We start from the raw sequence: 18,969 nt of genomic DNA on the forward strand, positions 1-18,969 counted from the left end.
CGTTTCGTTCGAAATGACAGGTTATATTTTTACTATTTTTTTAAATTCTAAATGTCATTTCAACTTTATGGAGAAATTTAGTGGTTTTAGTTTGTAGATTTCTCAACTTCACTGCGTTTCGTTCGAAATGACAGGTTATATTTTTACTATTTTTTTAAATTCTAAATGTCATTTCAACTTTATGGAGAAATCTAAAGGTTTTAGTTTGTAGATTTCTTAACTTCACTACGTTTCGTTCGAAATGACAGGTTATATTTTTACTATTTTTTTAAATTCTAAATGTCATTTCAACTTTATGGAGAAATCTAAAGGTTTTAGTTCATAGATTTCTCAACTTTACTGCGTTTCGTTCGAAATGACAGGTTATATTTTTACTATTTTTTTAAATTCTAAATGTCATTTCGACTTTATGGAGAAATCTAAAGGTTTTAGTTTGTAGATTTCTCAACTTCACTGCGTTTCGTTCGAAATGACAGGTTATATTTTTACTATTTTTTTAAATTCTAAATGTCATTTCGACTTTATGGAGAAATCTAAAGGTTTTAGTTTCTAGATTTCTCAACTTCACTGCGTTTCGTTCGAAATGACAGGTTATATTTTTACAACTTGTCACTAAACACTAAACACTAAACACCATCAACCATCAACCACAAACCAATAAAAATATTATCTAGGTATTTCTACAGTTTCAATAATTTCACTAATAATTTGTGTGGTGGTAATTCCTTCCATTTCTCTTTCTGGTGTAACAATTACCCTGTGTTCTAAAACAGGTATTGTTGCACTTTTAATATCTTCTGGTGTTACAAAATCTCTTCCAGCGATAGCTGCAAACGCTTTAGAAGCATTTAAAATTGCAATACTTGCTCTAGGAGAAGCACCTAAATATAAAAACGAATTACTTCTTGTATTTACTACAATATTGGCAATGTATTTTAAAAGGTTTTCTTCAATAGCAATTTGAGAAACCAAACTTCTAAATTCCATAATTTTAGCTCCAGAAATTACTTTTTCTATTGCTTGTATTTTATTACCGTCTTTTAATGCTTGTTCTCTTAAAATAATTTCAAATTCTTCTTCAGAATTTGGATAAGACACGTTTATCTTAAACAAAAAACGATCTAATTGTGCTTCTGGTAAACGATATGTACCTTCTTGTTCTATTGGGTTTTGTGTGGCCAAAACCATAAAAGGCAAGTCCATTTTGTAGGTTTTACCATCTATAGTTACCTGTTGTTCTTCCATTACTTCAAACAATGCCGCCTGTGTTTTTGCAGGTGCTCTATTAATTTCGTCAATAAGAATCATATTGGAAAAAATAGGGCCTTCTTTAAATTCAAATTCTGTAGTTTTTTGATTGTAAACAGAAGTTCCTAAAATGTCTGAAGGCATTAAATCTGGCGTAAATTGTATTCTACTAAAGCCAATTTCTATCGATTTGGCTAACAATTTAGCGGTTATGGTTTTTGCTACACCTGGCACACCTTCAATTAAAACATGTCCATCAGAAAGTAACGCTACCAACAACAAGTCTAACATATTTTTCTGCCCAACAATTACTTTTTTTAATTGTTGTTTTATGTTGTTTACACTTTCTTGTAATTCAGACAAATCTATTCTGTTTGTAAATGCTAAATCTGCATTGTTTTCTTCAGGATTTGTGTTTTCTATATCTGGTGTTTCCATAGTTATTTATTCAAAAATTTTTCTATCATTTTGTGTAAGACAATTAATTCTTCTTCAGAACAAGTTGTCTTTTTATTTAAAGCAATAATAGTATTTATTAAATACTTTGTTTTTTGCAAATCGTTACCTGATTTTAATGCTAATTTACCAATAAAATCTGTATTCAAATTGTTGGTATTCAACAGAAATTTAGAGCGTACTTTTTGTAAGAAAAAAGCTATTTTTTTATCTACTAAATTTTTATGATCGCCTTCACTTAAATACAAGTTTGCAATAGTTTGCGTAAAGGCAACAGTTGTGTTTTTTAAAGGTGCAATAACGGGTATTGCGCGTTGTTTTCTTCTGGCATTAAACAGCATAAATAATAATAAACCTGTAAAAGCAACCCCTAAAAACCAAGTTAGTGTTGGGTGTTTTAAAAAGAACTTAAAAATTGATGGCGCTTTTGGTTTTGCACCATAAGTGCTATTTTTTATGTGTTTATCCCATAAAATTGTATTTTTAGGTAAGTAAGAAAATACCTTTTCAATATAATCTTCTTTATCATTTAAAAGATAATAATTGGTGAAAACTACAGGGTTTATGTGTAAGTAGAAAGCCCCTTTACCATGATAAATTTTTATAAAATTAGGGAGTTGTTCTCCACCAATTTCTGTAGTACCTAAAACAATGGTTTTCTTTTTATTAAATTCTAAAAAATATTGTGTTCTAATATTTCTTTCAAAATTGTAAACGGAATCTTTAAAATGATAGTGTTTCAAAGAAAATTTACCAGATAACTTTTTTAAATTGACTCGATTATATGAGAATTTATCCAAAGAATTGGTTGTAAATTCTAAGGCGTCTTTAAAATCTGATCTAAAATAGTTTAACGCTATAAAGGCAGTGTTTCCGTTCTTTACAAATTCTAAAAGTGCTTTGTTGCCCTCTGAATTCTGCTTGAAACCAATGTCTTTAATTAATACATAACTTTTTTTATTGATAGAATCCTCATCATAATTAAACAAGGTATAATCGTAAAAATGTTCTTGTAAAACTTCTATTTCTTGATTTTTAAATAGGCTTTCAGCTTCATTAAAAATAATGTAATTCCCAAACGGACTTTTCTCTTTTTCTCTATAATTCTCTTGCCAATCTGTTTTTTTACAACTGATAAAACCAACTGCAAAACAGAGAAAAAATATTTTATGTAAACTGCTTTTCATCATTATTTTAAATTGGTTTTAAACGATGAAAACTTTGTTTGCACTTTAGCAAACTCTTCTTTACTTATTGGGAATTCGCCATACCAAACATAAGTGTAAACATAGGCTAAATAAGAAAAATCTTCTCTAATTTTGCCCTTTTCTAGTTCAAATTTATATTCAGTATTGGTTTTATCTTTATGATAATCTATTAATTTATATGTAGATAATTCTTTTAAAACAATTAAATATGCATAACGAATGGCTAGTCTATAATTTTCTGCGGCTATTGCTTTTTTAAGTAAACTTTCCAAATCAACATCATGTATATCATCTTCTTCATAAATTAGTTTTTCGGCTACTTTCTTTTTTCCTTTGTTAAAATTGAACAAGCCTAGTTCTGCACCCAAAACCAACTTCAGAATTAAAAAGATAACAAAACCACCTAATAAAAAAGGAAAAATGGTTTGTAAAAAAGAGAAAATTCCTTTTAGGAAACTAAAATCAGTAGGAGAGGAGCTCTTTTTTGGTTTTTCCTCTTTTTCTTCTTTATAAATAAAATCATCATCTGCATACCTTTCTTTAAAATTTTCATCAAATTTTCTAAGTAAAGTATAGTCTAAAGATTTAACGTAGTTTGTAGTATCTTTTATAGCGGGAACTGAATCTAAAACTTCAATTTCATATTGCGCATAAGAAAGCAAGCTAAACTGCACGAAAATAAAAAAGAAAAGTATTTTTTTCATTAACGTAATTGGTGTTTTCTTGCCACTTTAAAAGGCAAAATTAAGTAGTAATAACTAATAGTAGCCAAACTAAAAAGTATGATTGCAAAACACAAAATTGTGGGCATAATATTAGAATAACGCGTTACGTAACCTTCTAAAAACGCGGCCATAATTGTAAAGGGAATGGTGCTTATAAAAATATAAAAAGCGTCTCGCATACCATTTTTAAAAGATTCGAAACGTTTTAAAGTACCTGGAAATAAAATACTTGCTCCAATAATATAGCCTGTTGCTGCTTCTATAATAATCCCAAAAATTTCGTAAGTACCATGAATCCAAATCCCTTTAATACTATCAAATAAACTATTTTGTTGGTAAAAGAAAGCCTGAAAAACAGCTACCATAATTCCGTTTACAACCACATAATAACCAGTGCCTAAACCTAAAAATAAGCCAGATAAAAACATATTTAAGCCAACTCTTTGGTTGTTGTTGTAAATGCCAATAAAAGTACCCCAATTGCTACCACCTTTGTAAATGGCCATAGCATCTCCACTTGCTATATTTTCTAAAGTTTGATCTACATACTCGTTTCCTAATATTTGTCTGGCAAAGGTTTCATCGTTAAAAGTAGACAATAAACCAATAAAAAAACAGATGAAAAAGAAAGCAAAAGATAAATAAATGTATTTTCTGTATTGATAGGCGAGTAGTGGCACTTTATCAAAAAAGAAATAAAGAAACACATTCTGATCTCTTCTTTTGGTGTGATAAACCTTATCAAAACTATGTTTTGCCAATTTATTTAAATAGGTAGTAACCTTACTTTTAGGGTAATAGGTTTGGGCATATACCAAATCATTCATGATTTTTATATGCAGGTTGGCAATGTTATCTGGACTTTTTTTCGATTTATTTGCAATAACTTGTTCGAATTCGAGCCATTTTTCTTTATTTTGCTTTATAAAAGCGACCTCTCTCATTAATAGCGAATTTAATCATTGCATGAAAACACTCCAAATAAAAGCTGCACAAAATGTAAATATAAATTTTACGGTTGCTAATGCTGGTCAGCGCTTATTAGCTTTTGCCTTAGACAATGTAATTAAGTTTGCTTACGTGTTTTTTATTTACTATGTGTTTGATTTTCAAGCTGTAGAAAAATTGTATTCTGGTGACAATTGGACCATACAAGCCGTAGGTATACTAGTTTTAATACCCGTTACATTTTATACCTTGTATTCAGAAATTTTGTTAAATGGGCAAACTCTAGGTAAAAAGTTGGTACATCTTAAGGTAATAAATGAAGAGGGTTTTAAACCAAGTACCACAGATTTTTTAATTAGATGGTTTTTAAGAATTGTAGATTTTAATTTATTTATTCTTTTAGCAGTTTATGTGTACGCGGAAAATAGAACCAAATCAGAAATTTTAATTGGAATACTTTTTATTTTTGGCAAAGTAGTGGGTTTATTATTGATAGCCTTTACTAAAAAAAATCAGCGTTTTGGAGATATTATTGCAAATACTATTGTAATTGATGTGAAAGATGCCGCTAAATTCTCTGATACAATTCTAGAAGATTTGGTGGAAACCTACAGACCAACGTATCCTAATGTGATTAAATTATCTGACAATGATGTGCGAATTATTAAAGAAACTTTTATAACGGCTAGAAAGTTTAACGATTATAAAACTCAAATTAAATTGCGTTCTAAAATTATAGAAGTTACAGGCATTGTTAGCAAGCATAAAACGGATGCAGAATTTATTGACGCAATTTTAAAAGATTACAATTTTTATACAGAGAAGATGTAGAAGTTCGTTATTGAGTTTTGGTGTTAAACATTCTATTTAACATAATATAAATTATAGTACATTTTATAACAATTAGCGAAATAGCGCTTTTGGGCGATATTTAACATAATTGCAGATATAATGTCTTTAGACTTATATCGATAGTAATTATGTTAAGCTAATTGTGGATTATAAACTAAATAAATTATTTGCGAATCATAATTTTATAATATGTTAGTGTTCGACAGGAATTCTATTTACAGAAAATCTTATGGCTTTTTATGATTAAAAATTATCAATTCTGCCTTTGGCTAAATTTAATTTACGATACAATTGTATTGGTTTTTATAAATACGCGATTCTCAGACGGTTTATAAAAATGAACTAAAATTAGCTTTATAGATGCTATTTAACATAATTATAGAGATTCTATGAATAAGCTATTATCAACAATAATTATATTAAGTAAATTGTGATTTCTTTAAACTACAAATTTTTTAAACTGACTGTTCTCAAAAATATTAACCTGTCATTCCTGTAATAAAAATATCGATATACTTTTTCATTTTTTGAATAATTCGATCGCCAATTTCACGCGCTTTTAAAATACTTGGTCTATTGTCTAAACATTTAAAAATATCTTGTCTAATAGGCTCTTGACCATTATAGGTATAACTTTGTATTAAAGCGTTAAACTGTTGTTGGTCTAAATTTTCTTCTTTACAAATTTTAGACAAGGCTAAGAATTTTTCTTCTTTCCAAAATTGTTCAAATTCATCTGTAATGGCATCTGCATCTGTGATATTTGGTAAGTTTTCTTCAATAAATTTTTCTATCAATTCTCTTTTGCTTCTTAACTTCACATCGCCACCTAATAAATCTATAATGGCTTTTTTCTGTTGTTGAGCTTCTGTTTTTGTGGCAGATGTTAATTTTGCTAGCAATTGCAGTATATAAATTACGTTTATTTGGTCTCTATGTATCAATTCCAACTCAAAATCTACATCATTTAAAATTGATGTTTTTTGTGTGGTGTTTTCTTGTTTTACACGATCGTGTAATTCCCAATATTCACTTTGGTACTTATAGAACGTTTGTTCATCTATCCCTAAATCTTCCCAATCAAAATCTACATAAGATTCTAGAGCATTTTTTGCTCTTAAAAGACGTCTAAACGCTTGCACAAATTGGAATTGTTGCTCCTCTCCTACCAAATTATTTATACTTTGGTGTGTGGGTGTAATTTTAAATAAAGCTTCTAAAGATTCATCAAACTTTTTAGCTACGTTTTCGTAATCTGGCGTTAAAATAGTTTCTTTTGCATCTTTGTTAGAAAATAAAGTAATGGCTTCATCTGTAGCTTTTTTTAAGTTTCTAAAACACAAAATATTTCCTTGCGATTTCTTTTCGCCTAAAATTCTATTGGTTCTTGAAAAAGCTTGAATTAATCCATGATGACGTAAATTTTTATCTACATACAAGGTGTTTACTTTCTTAGCATCAAAACCAGTCAACATCATATTTACCACAATAACAAGGTCTAATCTATCTTTAGCATCATTAAAAGATTTCTTTTCTCTGTCTTTTAATCGTTTAGAAATATCTTTAAAATAATTCTCAAATTGTACACCATCTTTTGTAGAAAAACCTGTGTTGTACATGGCATTATAATCTGCAATATATTCGTCTAATTTTTCTCTAGAATGGCTAGCATAACTTAAATCAGGTTCTGCAGCTGCTTGTGTTGTTGTATCTGGTAAATAATCTTGTGCATCTTCATTGGCTTCATTTGCACCGTAAGAAAAAATAGTGGCAATTCTTAAATTGTGCTTCCCTTCTATTTTTTTCGCCTTAAAAATATCGTAATATTTAATTAATGTTTTAATATCTGATACTGCAAACAACGCAGAAAAGTTTTTATAATCTGTTTTTGTATCGTGATATTTTATAATATAATCTGCAATTTTTTCAAGACGTTTTTCATCTTTAAAAACCTCGCTTTTGTCTATATCTTCTACATCAATATCTAATAAGGTATTGTTCTTTTTCTTATATCTCCCAATATATTCAATCCCAAATTTTAGTACATTATCGTCTGCAATGGCATCTGTAATTACATATTTGTGCAAACAGTTCCCAAATAAATCTTTGGTGGTTCTTTTACCTAAAGTATTTTTAGAAGCATTGTCTGCAAAAATTGGCGTTCCTGTAAAACCAAATAATTGTGCATTGGTAAAATAATTGGTTATTAATTTATGGGTTTCTCCAAACTGACTTCTATGGCATTCATCAAAAATTAAAACTATTTTTTGAGATTTTAAATGCGTTAACTTCTTTTTATACTGCTCTTTAGAAATGGCATTGTTTAGTTTTTGTATGGTGCTTAACACCAATTTAGAATCGTCTGCCAATTGTTTTACCAAACTACTAGTATTGTTGGTAACGTCTACAGAATCTTTCTTAAAACTGTTGAACTCCTTCATGGTTTGGTAGTCTAAATCTTTTCTGTCTACCACAAACAACACTTTGTCTACAGTTGGCAAATTCATAATAATTTGACTTGCCTTAAAAGAAGTTAAGGTTTTACCAGAACCTGTGGTGTGCCATATATAGGCGTTTTCTTGGGTGTTTTGTACTTGTGCAACTAAATTTTCTACGGCATAAAATTGATAGGGTCTTAATACCATTAAAATTTTATGTGTTTCATTACTCACAATATATTTCGCAAGCATTTTACCCAAATGATTTGGTGCTAAAAATGCATCTGCAAAAGGTGTTAATTCTTTAATATTTTTATTGTGTGCATCTGCCCAATAAAAGGTTTGTTTAACAGACTGTAAAGCATTATTGGCTAAGTATTTTGTAATTACGCCATTACTAATTACAAACAATTGTACATATTGAAACAAACCATAATTAGACCAAAATGAATGACGTTGATAACGATTAATTTGATTAAACGCTTCTTTAATTTCTAAACCTGGCCTTTTTAATTCTATTTGTACCAAAGGCAAACCATTTACCAATAAAGTAACATCATATCTGTTTTTGTAGGTACCTTTTTGCGTAATTTGGTTGGTTACTTGGTATAAATTTTTGCTATTATCTTCGCTATTAAAAAAACGAATGTAGGTAGCTTCTCCTCGATCATTTTCAAACTGAAAACGACCTCTTAACGTTTTCGATTTTTCAAAGACATTACCTTTTTCTAAGTGATTCAGTATTTTACCAAACTCTTTGTTAGAAAACACACAATTGTTAAAACGCTCTAATTGCGTTTTTAGATTAGCAACCAAAGCTTCTCCGTCTAAAACAGTAACTTTAGTGTAGCCTAAACTTGCTAATTGTTTAATTAGGTTGTTTTCTAGGGTAAGTTCAGATGTTTTTGTCATAGTTAATTAATTAAATCACCAAATAAGAAGTTAGTACTTAAGCCTATTAAGTGAACATTAGAATTAAGTGTTTTAATTTCTTTCCATTGAATTTCAAAATTTACTTTAGGTTTTCCCTCACTATCATTTAAACTTATTGGTACGCCTAATTTCCAATTAATTCCGTCATAAGTTCCAAAGTTAAATTCTACTGAAGGACTAAATCCAAAAGACCCAAAATTGGTGTTAACAAAAAAGGCTGGTTCTAACAATATGGATGGTGTCACAAAAGGATTATAATCTGCAATAAATATATTTTCAGTATTAGTAATTACACTAGTATTATTAAAACCTGTTTCTAAAGTTTGAAATACATTTGGACTAAGATTCTCTATTAAAAGATTGTTATTATTCTTTGCATTAAATAATCCCTTCAAGAATATAGAGTAACCTTTAGAGAATTCCCACATTGTATTTGCTGATAAACTTACAGAAGCTTCCCAAAAACTATGTTCTTTGTCTTCAACAGTTATATTTGGCGAAACCTGATAAGTCTTTTCACCAAAAGGCAGATAAACTTCTAAAGAGTACCAATGATTCCATTGATAATTATAAAGGTTATTTGCTTTTATATATTTAATTTCTTTTTCTACCATTTCTACATATAACTCTTCTGCATTATCTGACACTGTATTATATTCTTTATATAATTTAGCTCTATTTCTTTTTATGGTTGCTTTTCTGTCTAAGCCATCTGTGTTTTTAAAATTTAAAATACCTCTTCCAATTATTGAAAATTTATAAGTAAATCCTATATTATTTTTCTGAAAAGCTTCTTCTTCACTAAAATCAAATAATGTAGCAAATTTATTTGATGACTTTATTTTAAAATTACCACTATGAATATATTTTAATCTTTGAAGCTTATTTTTAGTTCTAGAATCATAATTAAAACCTATTGATAAAGATTTATCGCTTGCGTCTATACTTGCATAAAATTTTTGTAATGATAAATTATTAGAACCTGCAAAAGCAGTACCTATTTCACTGGCAAAAAAGACGTTTAACATTTTGTCATTAAACAAAGCATCTTTGGTATCTGTGGCCTCTAAATCTCTTTGATAAAGTTGATAAGGCACATCTTGTGAAAAGCTATTGAAATAACTTAACACAAATAAAATGACTAATAAATTATTTACAATCTTCATAATATTTAATTTTTTTGGTTAACCATAAAAATAGGAAATGCAATTATTGTTAAATATACCTAGAGATAAGTATTTTTTTAACTTATAAATTACTCCTATCAAATATTTTTAACTCTAATTCTGCTAAAGATAAACCTTTGTAATCTTCTACATTTTTGGTTATTAATTTCGCTTTCTCAATAACTAATTCGTAATGTGTTTCATCTTCAAATTGAGTCCAAGGTAAAAGTTGGAAAGCATCTAAATTATTCGCTTTTAATATTTTAATGATTTTTTCTTGTATAATTCTATCTATAGGAAAATGAGGTGGCTCTTGTACTTCTTTTAAACACCACAAATATTTTAAATAAAGATTGATTAATTTTTGACCAACTCCAAAGTTAATTGGAATACAATTTCCCTCAATTCTTAGGTTTTGGCTATATTTAACTAATTCATAAATACTTTCAATATGTTGCTCCTGCTCTACTTTTTGATGGTATTTTTTAGCAACAATTTTTTCTACTTCTTTACGTAAAGCTTTTCTAAATTCCGTTCTAATCTTTTCGGAATAGTTTTCTTTATAAATATTGGCACGTTGAAAAGCGCCACCAAAAGTGAGTATCCAAATTTCGTTATTTAAAAATTCTTTTTTCATAACTATTATTCTAAACAAACATTTCCTGCAACAAGTCTTTTTTAAAGGTTTGTATTTTTGCTATTTGTGTTTGAAGGTTGTCTATTTTTTTATAAAACTAATCAAAGAAATTATAATGGCGATTATTGAAATCAAAATTGGTAACCACCAATATTTAACTGAATAATATTTATAATCTTCTAATTTTTGTTTTCTTATGACATTACTGATATAATACTTTTTAAAACCATTTTTTGTATCAATAATATCAATACCTTTTTGTGTTAGAGTTGTTGTAAAGTGTTCATTATCAATAAATCCAGATTGATGAAACAAGTCATGATCTTTACCAAATTGAATAAACCAAAACTTTAAACCTTTAACTAAACCAGAATAAGTTTGTTGCCTATTGAAATCTGACATGACTGAGTTTTTAATTTTAATAAAACCTTCTGTTCCTTCTTTTATTCTTATCTTATCTTTTTCTTTCATTTTATATTTTTTTAAAGTTTCTATATTAGTATAATAAAGAACTTTAAAACTGTTTTGTTTTTAAACAAACATTTGTTGCAACAAACCTTTTTTAAACGTTTGTGTTTTTTCTATTTGCGTTTGTACTGTGGTTATTTTTGCGTCTATAGCACTTAAATAATTGGCTATTTTTTGTTGTTCTTTTAAGGATGGTAAAGAAACTTTAATTTTTGAAAAAGAATCTACAGATATTGTAAAACGTGTACTTCCAGTAGCTAAACGACTTATTTGTCTTAAAACATTTTGAGTATTACAAAAGTAATGTGAATACATTAAATCTAATTTTAACTTTGGTCTAAATCTTATTAAATGATAGCTATACAATGTATTCTTTAAATCTTCAAAAATTACTACTGAATGCCCTATATCTGAAGGTGTTTCAGAAGATGGTGTAAATAAAATATCTCCTTTTTTTAAATCTGACATTTTTAACTGTGTTTCATTTGCCGAAACTTCCATTAAATTATGTAGGTTTTTATTAAGAATTTCTTCATGTCTATAAACATTCATATAATTTACAAGATTAATTATCTTTTGACCTTGAACTATTTTTTTATCTACACTACTTGTTTTAAACTCTCCAATCTCCCCCAACCTCCTCTCTTCCCAATCTGGGAAACTAGAATTTGCGTTTTGTAACTTTGAGATTGCTTCACTATCGTTCGCAATGACGTCTGGTTTAAAACGCAATTTTGGTCCTGAGTTTGCCGAAGGAAAAATTTGTTGCATTGCGCCTTTTTTGTAGGCTTCTAAAAGCGTTTTCTTTTTGGTAAGTTGTTGTATTTTAGTGTCTACTGCTGTTAAAAATGTGGCTATTTTTTGTTGTTCTTTTAGGGTAGGGAAACCTACTTTAGTTTTTCGTAATTCTTTACCAGATATACCTTGAACTGTAGTTCCAATTGCTTTTCTATTAATTAATTTTTGATAAACTGGAGATAGCATATAATGAAGTAAATACAAATTTTCTATTTTTTCTTTACCTCTTAATTTTATAACTCTTTGTGCCAAAGCTATTTTTTGTTTATCAACTTGAGCAATATTTCCAAGCGGTGCTTCAGTAGTAAATAAAATATCTCCTATTTCTGGTTTACCTTTACTCATTACTAAATCATAATTTTGCACAGGAACATATTCTTTAGATTTTTCATAATCAATATATCCTTTTTTTATGTTTTTTGCTGTAATTAAAAATATTCCTTTACTCGCTTTTTCTGGCGCTTTTCCTCTGTAATCAACATAAGAAGTAAGATTGTCCATTTTATCAAGTAACCAATCCCCCTCAAACTCTTTAAAACGAAGTTTGGGAATTAAAGAAACGGATTGCTTCGTTCGTTCCTCACTCGCAATGACGTTTGGTTTGTTTGCAATGACGTTTGATTTGTCATTGCGAGGTACGAAGCAATCTGTTGTACGCGCTGTTTTATTGGTTTGTGAGTTGTTCATTTTAATTGGTTAGTTTGTAATTTAAGATTGCTTCACTGCGTTCGCAATGACGTTTGGGGTGTTCGCAATGACTTTTAGAATGGTGTATCAATATTTAATTCTTTGCAGAAGTCTGCAATGGTTTTGTCTGTGGCTGCTATTTCTTGTTCTAATGCTTTTAAATCTTTGGCAACATCGTTTAAAATTACAGGCTCATCTTCTTCAAAGGTATCTACATAACGTGGTATGTTTAAATTGTAGTCGTTTTCTTTCACTTCGTCTAAAGTGGCAACATAACTGTATTTGTCTTTGGTTTCTCGGTTTCTGTAGGTTTGTATAATGTCTTGTAAATGCGCATCTGTTAATACATTTTGGGTTTTTACTTTTTCAAAATGGTTGCTGGCATCTATAAACAAAATATTTCGACTGCGCTCAATATGGCTGTTTCTGTCTTTTTTTAAAACCAATATGCATGTTGGTATACTTGTACCATAAAAAATATTGGCGGGCAACCCAATAACAGCATCTAATTGGTTTTTATCTTCAATTAAATATTTTCTAATATGCCCTTCTGCAGCGCCTCTAAACAAAACACCATGTGGTAAAACGCAGGCCATTGTTCCGTTTGCGTCTAACAAATGCACCATGTGTTGTACAAAAGCAAAATCTGCTTTACTTTTTGGTGCCATTTTGCCATAAGGCGAAAAACGCTCGTCGCTTATAATGCTATCTGGATTCCATTTTGCAGAAAAAGGCGGATTGGCAACAATGGCTTCAAATTGGGTTTCTAAATGTTTTGGAGACGGGTTTACTAACGTATCTTCATTATAAATATCGAACTTTTTGTAATGTACATTGTGCATTATCATGTTCATTCTACACAAGTTGTACGTAGTTGGGTTGCTTTCTTGTCCGTAAAAAGCGCCAACTTCTTTTACTTCTTTTGCCACACGCAATAGCAAAGAACCAGAGCCACAAGTTGGGTCGTAAACCGATTTTAAACGCTCTTTATTGGTGGTTACCAATTGTGCTAAAATTTTAGAAACTTGTTGTGGTGTGTAAAATTCGCCTGCCTTCTTCCCTGCTCCAGATGCAAATTGTCCAATTAAATATTCGTAAGCATCGCCTAACAAATCATTCTCATTATTTGCCAAATCAAAATCGATACTTTGTAAATGTGTTAATACTTTTACAATTAAATCGTTTTTATTTTCTTCGGTTTTACCTAGTTTAGAACTGGTTAGGTCTAAATCTTCAAAAAGATTGCCAAAATCTTCTTCAGATTCACTGCCCATAGTACTTTGTTCTATATTGGTGAGTACTTTTTGTAAATCTTCTAAAATAAATTTGTTTGCACCACCAGAATTTCCTCTTTTGGCGAGTTCATCAAACAATTCTGTAGGATGCAAAAAATAACCCAAAGCGTCTAAAGAAGAAAATTTAATTTCTTGTAAAAGCAATTCTTCAGATTCGTGACCTAAAACATCATCATAGCTTAAAAGATCTGGCTTTAAAATAATATTGGCATGTAAGCTCATTTTTTTACTTAGGTATTTGTAAAAAATAAAGCCTAAGATGTAATCTCTAAAATCGTCTGCATCCATATTACCACGTAAATCGTTGGCAATATTCCATAAAGTTTGGTGCAATTGTAGTTGGTTTTCTGACATTGAAATGTGTAATTTTTGTTATGAAATTGGTTTCATAAACAAGTGCAATTCTTTTTTTTTAAAATTAAGGAAAAAATTGAATTGTACAAAGGGAAATTAAGGCTGATTTTAAAAAAATAAAATCTATACTTTAATTGAGTTCTCTCTAATAATACATCCTAAAATCTAACAATTTACAAGCCTTATAAAACTTTTGATGCAATTCTTCTACAACCTCCAAAATGTTTTCATCTTCGTTAAAAAGATTAAAAAAAGCTTTGTCTAATTGCGTGCTTGCAATTCCGTGAAACGGATTGCCATAGCCAGAAACAGCCTTTGCGCCTGTAATGTCTAAAAAATATTGCGCTTCTTCTTCGTCTAAATCTAAAATTTTGGCATTAGAAAAATGTAAAATTTTACCTTGTAGCCTACCTTCAAACAATTCTGCTATTTCTTGTAAGCTATAATAGTAATCGTTTATGCACACATTATTGCCTTCGCCATTTATAATTAGGTAAATAATTTCGTAATCTTTAAAGTTATGATCGTCAGATAATAAAACCGTTAAACTATCTTCTAAACCTTCTATAGTGTCACAAGTTTTATGAATACTAGCAATACCAAATTGCGCCGTTAATTGCAATAAATCTTTTTGAGTTTCTGTAATTACATCAGTTTCAATATCATTTACAGCTTCTAAACAGTAAATAAAATAATCGGTTTCTTTTAGATGTTCTTGTGGTAGTTTTGGTCTTTCTTGTAACAAATTTGTTGCTTTATAGAATTACAATACTGCTAAATTAAAACAACTTTTTTATTTTTAGAATAGTTATGGTCTAGATATCGTATAAATTTTTCTGTAAATAATAGTTTTACTATAAGAAAAGCATGCTAAAAATTGTAAATGTGTTAAGAACAATTTAACAATGCAATTTTTATCTATTTGAAAATAGTATTTGATTTTTTCGTAAATTACTACTATGAAAAAACAGTATTTTACACCAGGTATTTTACAATACATTCCTTTTTTTTATGTGATTTGGTCCGATGATTTATTGTCATATTCAGAAATTTCTGTGGTTACCAAAGCTTTGGCAGCAGATAAAACACTAACAAAAGAAGATTTTGCGTATTTAAGCGCCTGTTTAGATAAAAAGAATCCACCAGCAAATGAAACCTTAAAAGATTGGAAAAACGCCATAGACAATTCCAATATCAAATTGGTGGAAAGTGAAACCTATCCCCTAGCCACTTTTAGTCAGAAAATGATTTGCCATCATTTTGAAGATTGTCCTTTTAATCCACATTTAAAGGATATAGAAATCAATTTAGGCATTCAGCCAAATCATTACAATCATTTATTTGAAATAGAGATTGACAAAGAAACTACAGCAGATTTTTACGATGCAAAAGCAATAGATGCTATTTTAAAAGGCAGTGAAGTTGCTGTTATAGATGGTTTTAGAGCAACAGTAAATCATCCGCTTTTTAAGTGGCAAATTAAACGAACTAAAGAAGATTTTAGAGCACATGTTTTAGAACAAGTAAAATATTTGGCTACCAAAGGTTATGGAGCCATGGCTTTTGAAGATGTTTATGGTGGTACAGAAAACATGAATGGCTATGCAGCTATTTTTGAAAACATGATGTATGTAGATGGCAGTTTAACCATAAAATTTGGTGTACAATTTGGACTTTTTGGTGGAAGTATTCAAAAATTAGGCACCAAAAAACACCACGATCAATATTTGTTAGAAACAGGAAAAGCGAATATTTTAGGCTGTTTTGCTATGACAGAAACGGGCCATGGCTCTAATGTTAGAGGTATTAAAACCACAGCAACGTATGATGCTGAAACAGATAGCATTGTAATACATACACCAGGTAAAAATGATAATAAAGAATATATTGGAAATGCTTTAGATTCTAAAATGGCATCTGTTTTTGCACAATTGATTGTGAATGGTAAAAACCATGGTGTACATGCAATTTTAGTAAATATTCGCGATGAAAAACACAATTTAATGCCAGGCGTAATTATTGAAGATAATGGCTATAAATTAGGGTTAAATGGTGTAGATAATGGTAAAATTTGGTTTTATCAGGTACGAGTGCCAAGAGAAAATTTATTAAATAAATATGGTGATATTACTAAAGATGGGCAGTATTTTTCTCAAATAGAAAATCCTAGCAAACGTTTTTTTACCATGTTAGGTACTTTGGTTGGTGGTAGAATTTGTGTTGCTAGAGCTGGCTTAGGTGGCGCAAAAAAGGCGTTAGCCATTGCTGTAAAACATGCTTTAAAAAGAAGACAGTTTAATGATAGCATTAAAATTCAAGAAGATTTATTGATGGATTATCCAAGTCATCAATTACGATTAACGCCAGCTGTTGCTACTTGTTTTGTGTATGATGTTACTTTAACACATGTAATGAAAGTATATAGTGACAAAAACACAACCGACAAACGAAAAATAGAAACTCAAGTTGCCGGTTTAAAATCTATAATTACTTGGTTTGCCAATGATACCATACAAGAATGTAGAGAAGCTTGTGGAGGAAAAGGCTATTTAATTGAAAATCAAATTGCAGATTTAAAAGGAGATGTAGACATTTTTACCACTTTTGAAGGCGACAATCACGTTTTGTTACAATTGGCTGCAAAAGGGGTTTTATCTGATTTTAAATCGGAATTTAACAGTGCTGGTTTTACAGCAGTATTAAAATTATTAGGCAATAGAATTGGCGATAAATTTAATACCATAAACCCAATTTATACCAACAATGTAGACAAAGCGCATTTGTACAATCCAAAATTTCATAAACACGCTCTTGATTATCGAACCAGAAGATTAACCTATACAGTTGCTATGCGTATTCGTGATTATGTAAAAAAAGGAATACCTGCGTATCAAGCATTTTTAAAAGTACAAACGCACTTGTTAGCTTTAGGAAAAGCCTATAGTATAGCACTGGCTTACCATAATTTTGTAGATTTTACGGCTACTATTGAAGATGAAAAAAACAAGCAACTTTTTGAAAAACTGGGAACTTTGTTCGCCTTAAATGAAATGAAAGAAGAGGCTTCTTGGTATTTAGAGCAAGGATATATTGGAGGTACAAAATCGAAAGCAATTCGTAAACGAGTAGAACGTCTTTCTACAGAATTAAGGCCACATATTGGGGTTTTGGTTGATGGATTTGGAATTCCTGAACATTGTTTGGAGGCTCCCATTGCGAATTAAACAATCCATTTAATTCCGTTTATTATTATCTGATAAAATTTGAGAATTGTAATTATTAATTTTTGTACATATATTTGTACAATATAAAATACAAAATTATGCAAATAGCAACTGTTTCTGACTTTAGGAAAGATATTAAAAGGTACTTGGACAGAGTAGCAAAGAATTTTGAGACTCTAATTATCAACAGAGGAAAAGATTCTGGAATTGTAGTGATGTCTTTAGAAGAATATAACTCTTTAATGGCTACCAATCATGAGCTTTCATCTCGAAAAAATGAACTAAGATTAGACGCTGCAATTGAAAAATTAAAAAGCGGAAAGACTTTAGACAAAGATCTAATCGAAAATTAAGATGAAGTATACATTCGTTGATGAATCTTGGGAAGATTATTTATATTGGCAAAAAATCGATAAGAAAAAACTAAAAAAGATCAATGAAATTCTTAAAGATATTGCTCGAAATCCTTTTGATGGAATTGGAAAACCAGAACCTTTAAAGCATAAATATGCTGGATTTTGGTCAAGAAGAATAGATAGCGAACATCGATTGATTTATCAATACAAAGAAGGAGAAATTTTAATTGCAAAATGTAGGTTCCATTACGATTAAAAAATAGTACTAAAAGTTAACTTATATGCTATAAATTTTAAGCTATTAATCAATAGCCCTGAAAAGAACCTAATTAATCGTTTACTTTTTTCAAAAGGTTTTTTTACTAATCCAAACCAAGCACTTACTCATTATTACTTTTACACTTAAAACAATTTAAATATTTTTGAATTAAAATCTAATTTTATGAAAAAAATAATTGTTTTTATACTCGCTTTACTTCTGTTTAGTTGTCAACAAAAAGAGAAAACACCATTAGATAAATATGCTTTTGCTGTGGGAACTTTAGGCGATTACATGGGACGTGAAAAACATGAAACTGAAAAAGATTTGGTAGAGAAATACCATCCATCAGAGAAAAAATTATATACAAAGATGGATGCTATGTTTCAAAATTTATATACAGATTTGAAACTAACTATTTTTGAAAATAACAAAACTGATTATATTAGATATGAACTTCGTTCCAAAAAACTAAAAGATACCTTAGACGCTTATTATACTTATAAATATTCTGGACGTGGAACAGCTAAAAAATACATTGATTTTGATGCTGTAAATATCGACTCGTTAATAAAGTCTAAGAATTTCATTCAAGAAAATTATGATAGCATTTTTGTTGGAAGCTTAAAATCAAACGTTTTTAAAACGAACAAACAAAAATTATCTTTTATCACTGGAGCTTATGTTAGATATGGTTCTCAATTAGATTCTCTGCATCAAATAAGTGTTGCAAATTCTACAAGTAAAGTTAAAACCTTAGAAATTTTGCTGAACGATATTGGCTGTACCAATGTTGTTTATGAAGTGAGACCAGCAATTCCTTATGGACATAAAGTTCTTTTTAAACCTACTTTAAAGTTAACAAGTTATTTTGAAAAATATGATTTTTTGAAGAAATAAGCAATATCCAACTAGAT

Annotated in this window: 16 protein-coding genes; 5 read left to right on the forward strand and 11 right to left on the reverse strand. The window is 29.4% G+C overall.

The genetic code is table 11. From position 1 onward, the window contains the following. Positions 1-666: 666 nt before the first annotated feature. The 4 genes from Q0684_RS11585 to Q0684_RS11600 are packed head-to-tail and all read right to left on the reverse strand — an operon-like array spanning position 667 to position 4,581. Positions 667-1,686: a MoxR family ATPase gene (locus tag Q0684_RS11585; RefSeq protein ID WP_299016840.1), complete on the reverse strand. Its 1,020-nt coding sequence runs from the start codon at positions 1,684-1,686 to the stop codon at positions 667-669. Positions 1,687-1,688: 2 nt separating this feature from the next. Further along, entirely contained in the window at positions 1,689-2,894 is a 1,206-nt protein-coding gene (locus Q0684_RS11590; RefSeq protein WP_299016842.1) for a hypothetical protein, read from the reverse strand. Then, entirely contained in the window at positions 2,894-3,616 is a 723-nt protein-coding gene (locus tag Q0684_RS11595) for a hypothetical protein (RefSeq protein WP_299016844.1), read from the reverse strand. Before Q0684_RS11595 ends, Q0684_RS11590 begins: the two co-directional genes overlap by 1 nt. Then, complete coding sequence (locus Q0684_RS11600) at positions 3,616-4,581, reverse strand: stage II sporulation protein M (protein ID WP_299016846.1); 966 nt, start codon at positions 4,579-4,581, stop codon at positions 3,616-3,618. The genes Q0684_RS11595 and Q0684_RS11600 overlap by 1 nt, the downstream gene beginning before the upstream one ends. A 22-nt stretch (positions 4,582-4,603) precedes the next feature. Here Q0684_RS11600 and Q0684_RS11605 point away from each other — a divergent pair, with 22 nt between their 5' ends. Continuing rightward, a complete protein-coding gene (locus Q0684_RS11605; protein WP_299016855.1) occupies positions 4,604-5,416 on the forward strand; it encodes an RDD family protein in 813 nt (270 codons plus the stop codon). Between the two features lie 500 nt (positions 5,417-5,916). Here Q0684_RS11605 and Q0684_RS11610 read toward each other — a convergent pair whose 3' ends face one another. From Q0684_RS11610 to Q0684_RS11640, 7 genes are all read right to left on the reverse strand, one after another. Further along, positions 5,917-8,787 (reverse strand): type I restriction endonuclease subunit R, encoded by a 2,871-nt coding sequence (locus Q0684_RS11610; RefSeq protein ID WP_299016879.1) that lies wholly within the window; start codon positions 8,785-8,787, stop codon positions 5,917-5,919. 2 nt (positions 8,788-8,789) lie between these two features. Next, entirely contained in the window at positions 8,790-9,974 is a 1,185-nt protein-coding gene (locus Q0684_RS11615; protein WP_299016882.1) for a hypothetical protein, read from the reverse strand. Between the two features lie 82 nt (positions 9,975-10,056). Further along, positions 10,057-10,611, reverse strand: a complete 555-nt coding sequence (locus Q0684_RS11620) for a hypothetical protein (protein WP_299016885.1) — start codon at positions 10,609-10,611, stop codon at positions 10,057-10,059. 81 nt (positions 10,612-10,692) lie between these two features. After that, positions 10,693-11,082, reverse strand: coding sequence for a hypothetical protein (locus tag Q0684_RS11625; protein WP_299016887.1), 390 nt, complete (start codon positions 11,080-11,082; stop codon positions 10,693-10,695). Between the two features lie 60 nt (positions 11,083-11,142). Further along, the gene (locus Q0684_RS11630) at positions 11,143-12,564 is read right to left on the reverse strand and encodes a restriction endonuclease subunit S (RefSeq protein ID WP_299016890.1); all 1,422 of its coding nucleotides are present in this window, start codon (positions 12,562-12,564) and stop codon (positions 11,143-11,145) included. A 74-nt stretch (positions 12,565-12,638) separates the two neighbouring features. Continuing rightward, positions 12,639-14,213 (reverse strand): type I restriction-modification system subunit M, encoded by a 1,575-nt coding sequence (locus Q0684_RS11635; RefSeq protein ID WP_299016893.1) that lies wholly within the window; start codon positions 14,211-14,213, stop codon positions 12,639-12,641. A gap of 145 nt (positions 14,214-14,358) precedes the next feature. Beyond that, a complete protein-coding gene (locus Q0684_RS11640; protein ID WP_299016896.1) occupies positions 14,359-14,958 on the reverse strand; it encodes a DUF6642 family protein in 600 nt (199 codons plus the stop codon). A 214-nt stretch (positions 14,959-15,172) separates the two neighbouring features. Here Q0684_RS11640 and Q0684_RS11645 point away from each other — a divergent pair, with 214 nt between their 5' ends. From Q0684_RS11645 to Q0684_RS11660, 4 genes are all read left to right on the forward strand, one after another. Next, on the forward strand, positions 15,173-17,437 hold the full coding sequence (locus Q0684_RS11645) for an acyl-CoA dehydrogenase (RefSeq protein WP_299016899.1): 2,265 nt from the start codon (positions 15,173-15,175) through the stop codon (positions 17,435-17,437). 98 nt (positions 17,438-17,535) lie between these two features. Continuing rightward, positions 17,536-17,790 (forward strand): type II toxin-antitoxin system prevent-host-death family antitoxin, encoded by a 255-nt coding sequence (locus tag Q0684_RS11650; protein ID WP_299016902.1) that lies wholly within the window; start codon positions 17,536-17,538, stop codon positions 17,788-17,790. A 1-nt stretch (position 17,791) separates the two neighbouring features. Continuing rightward, positions 17,792-18,049 carry a Txe/YoeB family addiction module toxin gene (locus Q0684_RS11655; RefSeq protein ID WP_299016905.1) on the forward strand — a complete coding sequence of 86 codons (258 nt, stop codon included), beginning with the start codon at positions 17,792-17,794 and terminating at the stop codon, positions 18,047-18,049. A 186-nt stretch (positions 18,050-18,235) separates the two neighbouring features. Further along, entirely contained in the window at positions 18,236-18,952 is a 717-nt protein-coding gene (locus Q0684_RS11660; RefSeq protein WP_299016908.1) for a hypothetical protein, read from the forward strand. The last annotated feature ends 17 nt before the right edge of the window (positions 18,953-18,969 follow it).

The sequence above is a fragment of the uncultured Polaribacter sp. genome (assembly GCF_947503875.1).
Lineage (GTDB): Bacteria > Bacteroidota > Bacteroidia > Flavobacteriales > Flavobacteriaceae > Polaribacter.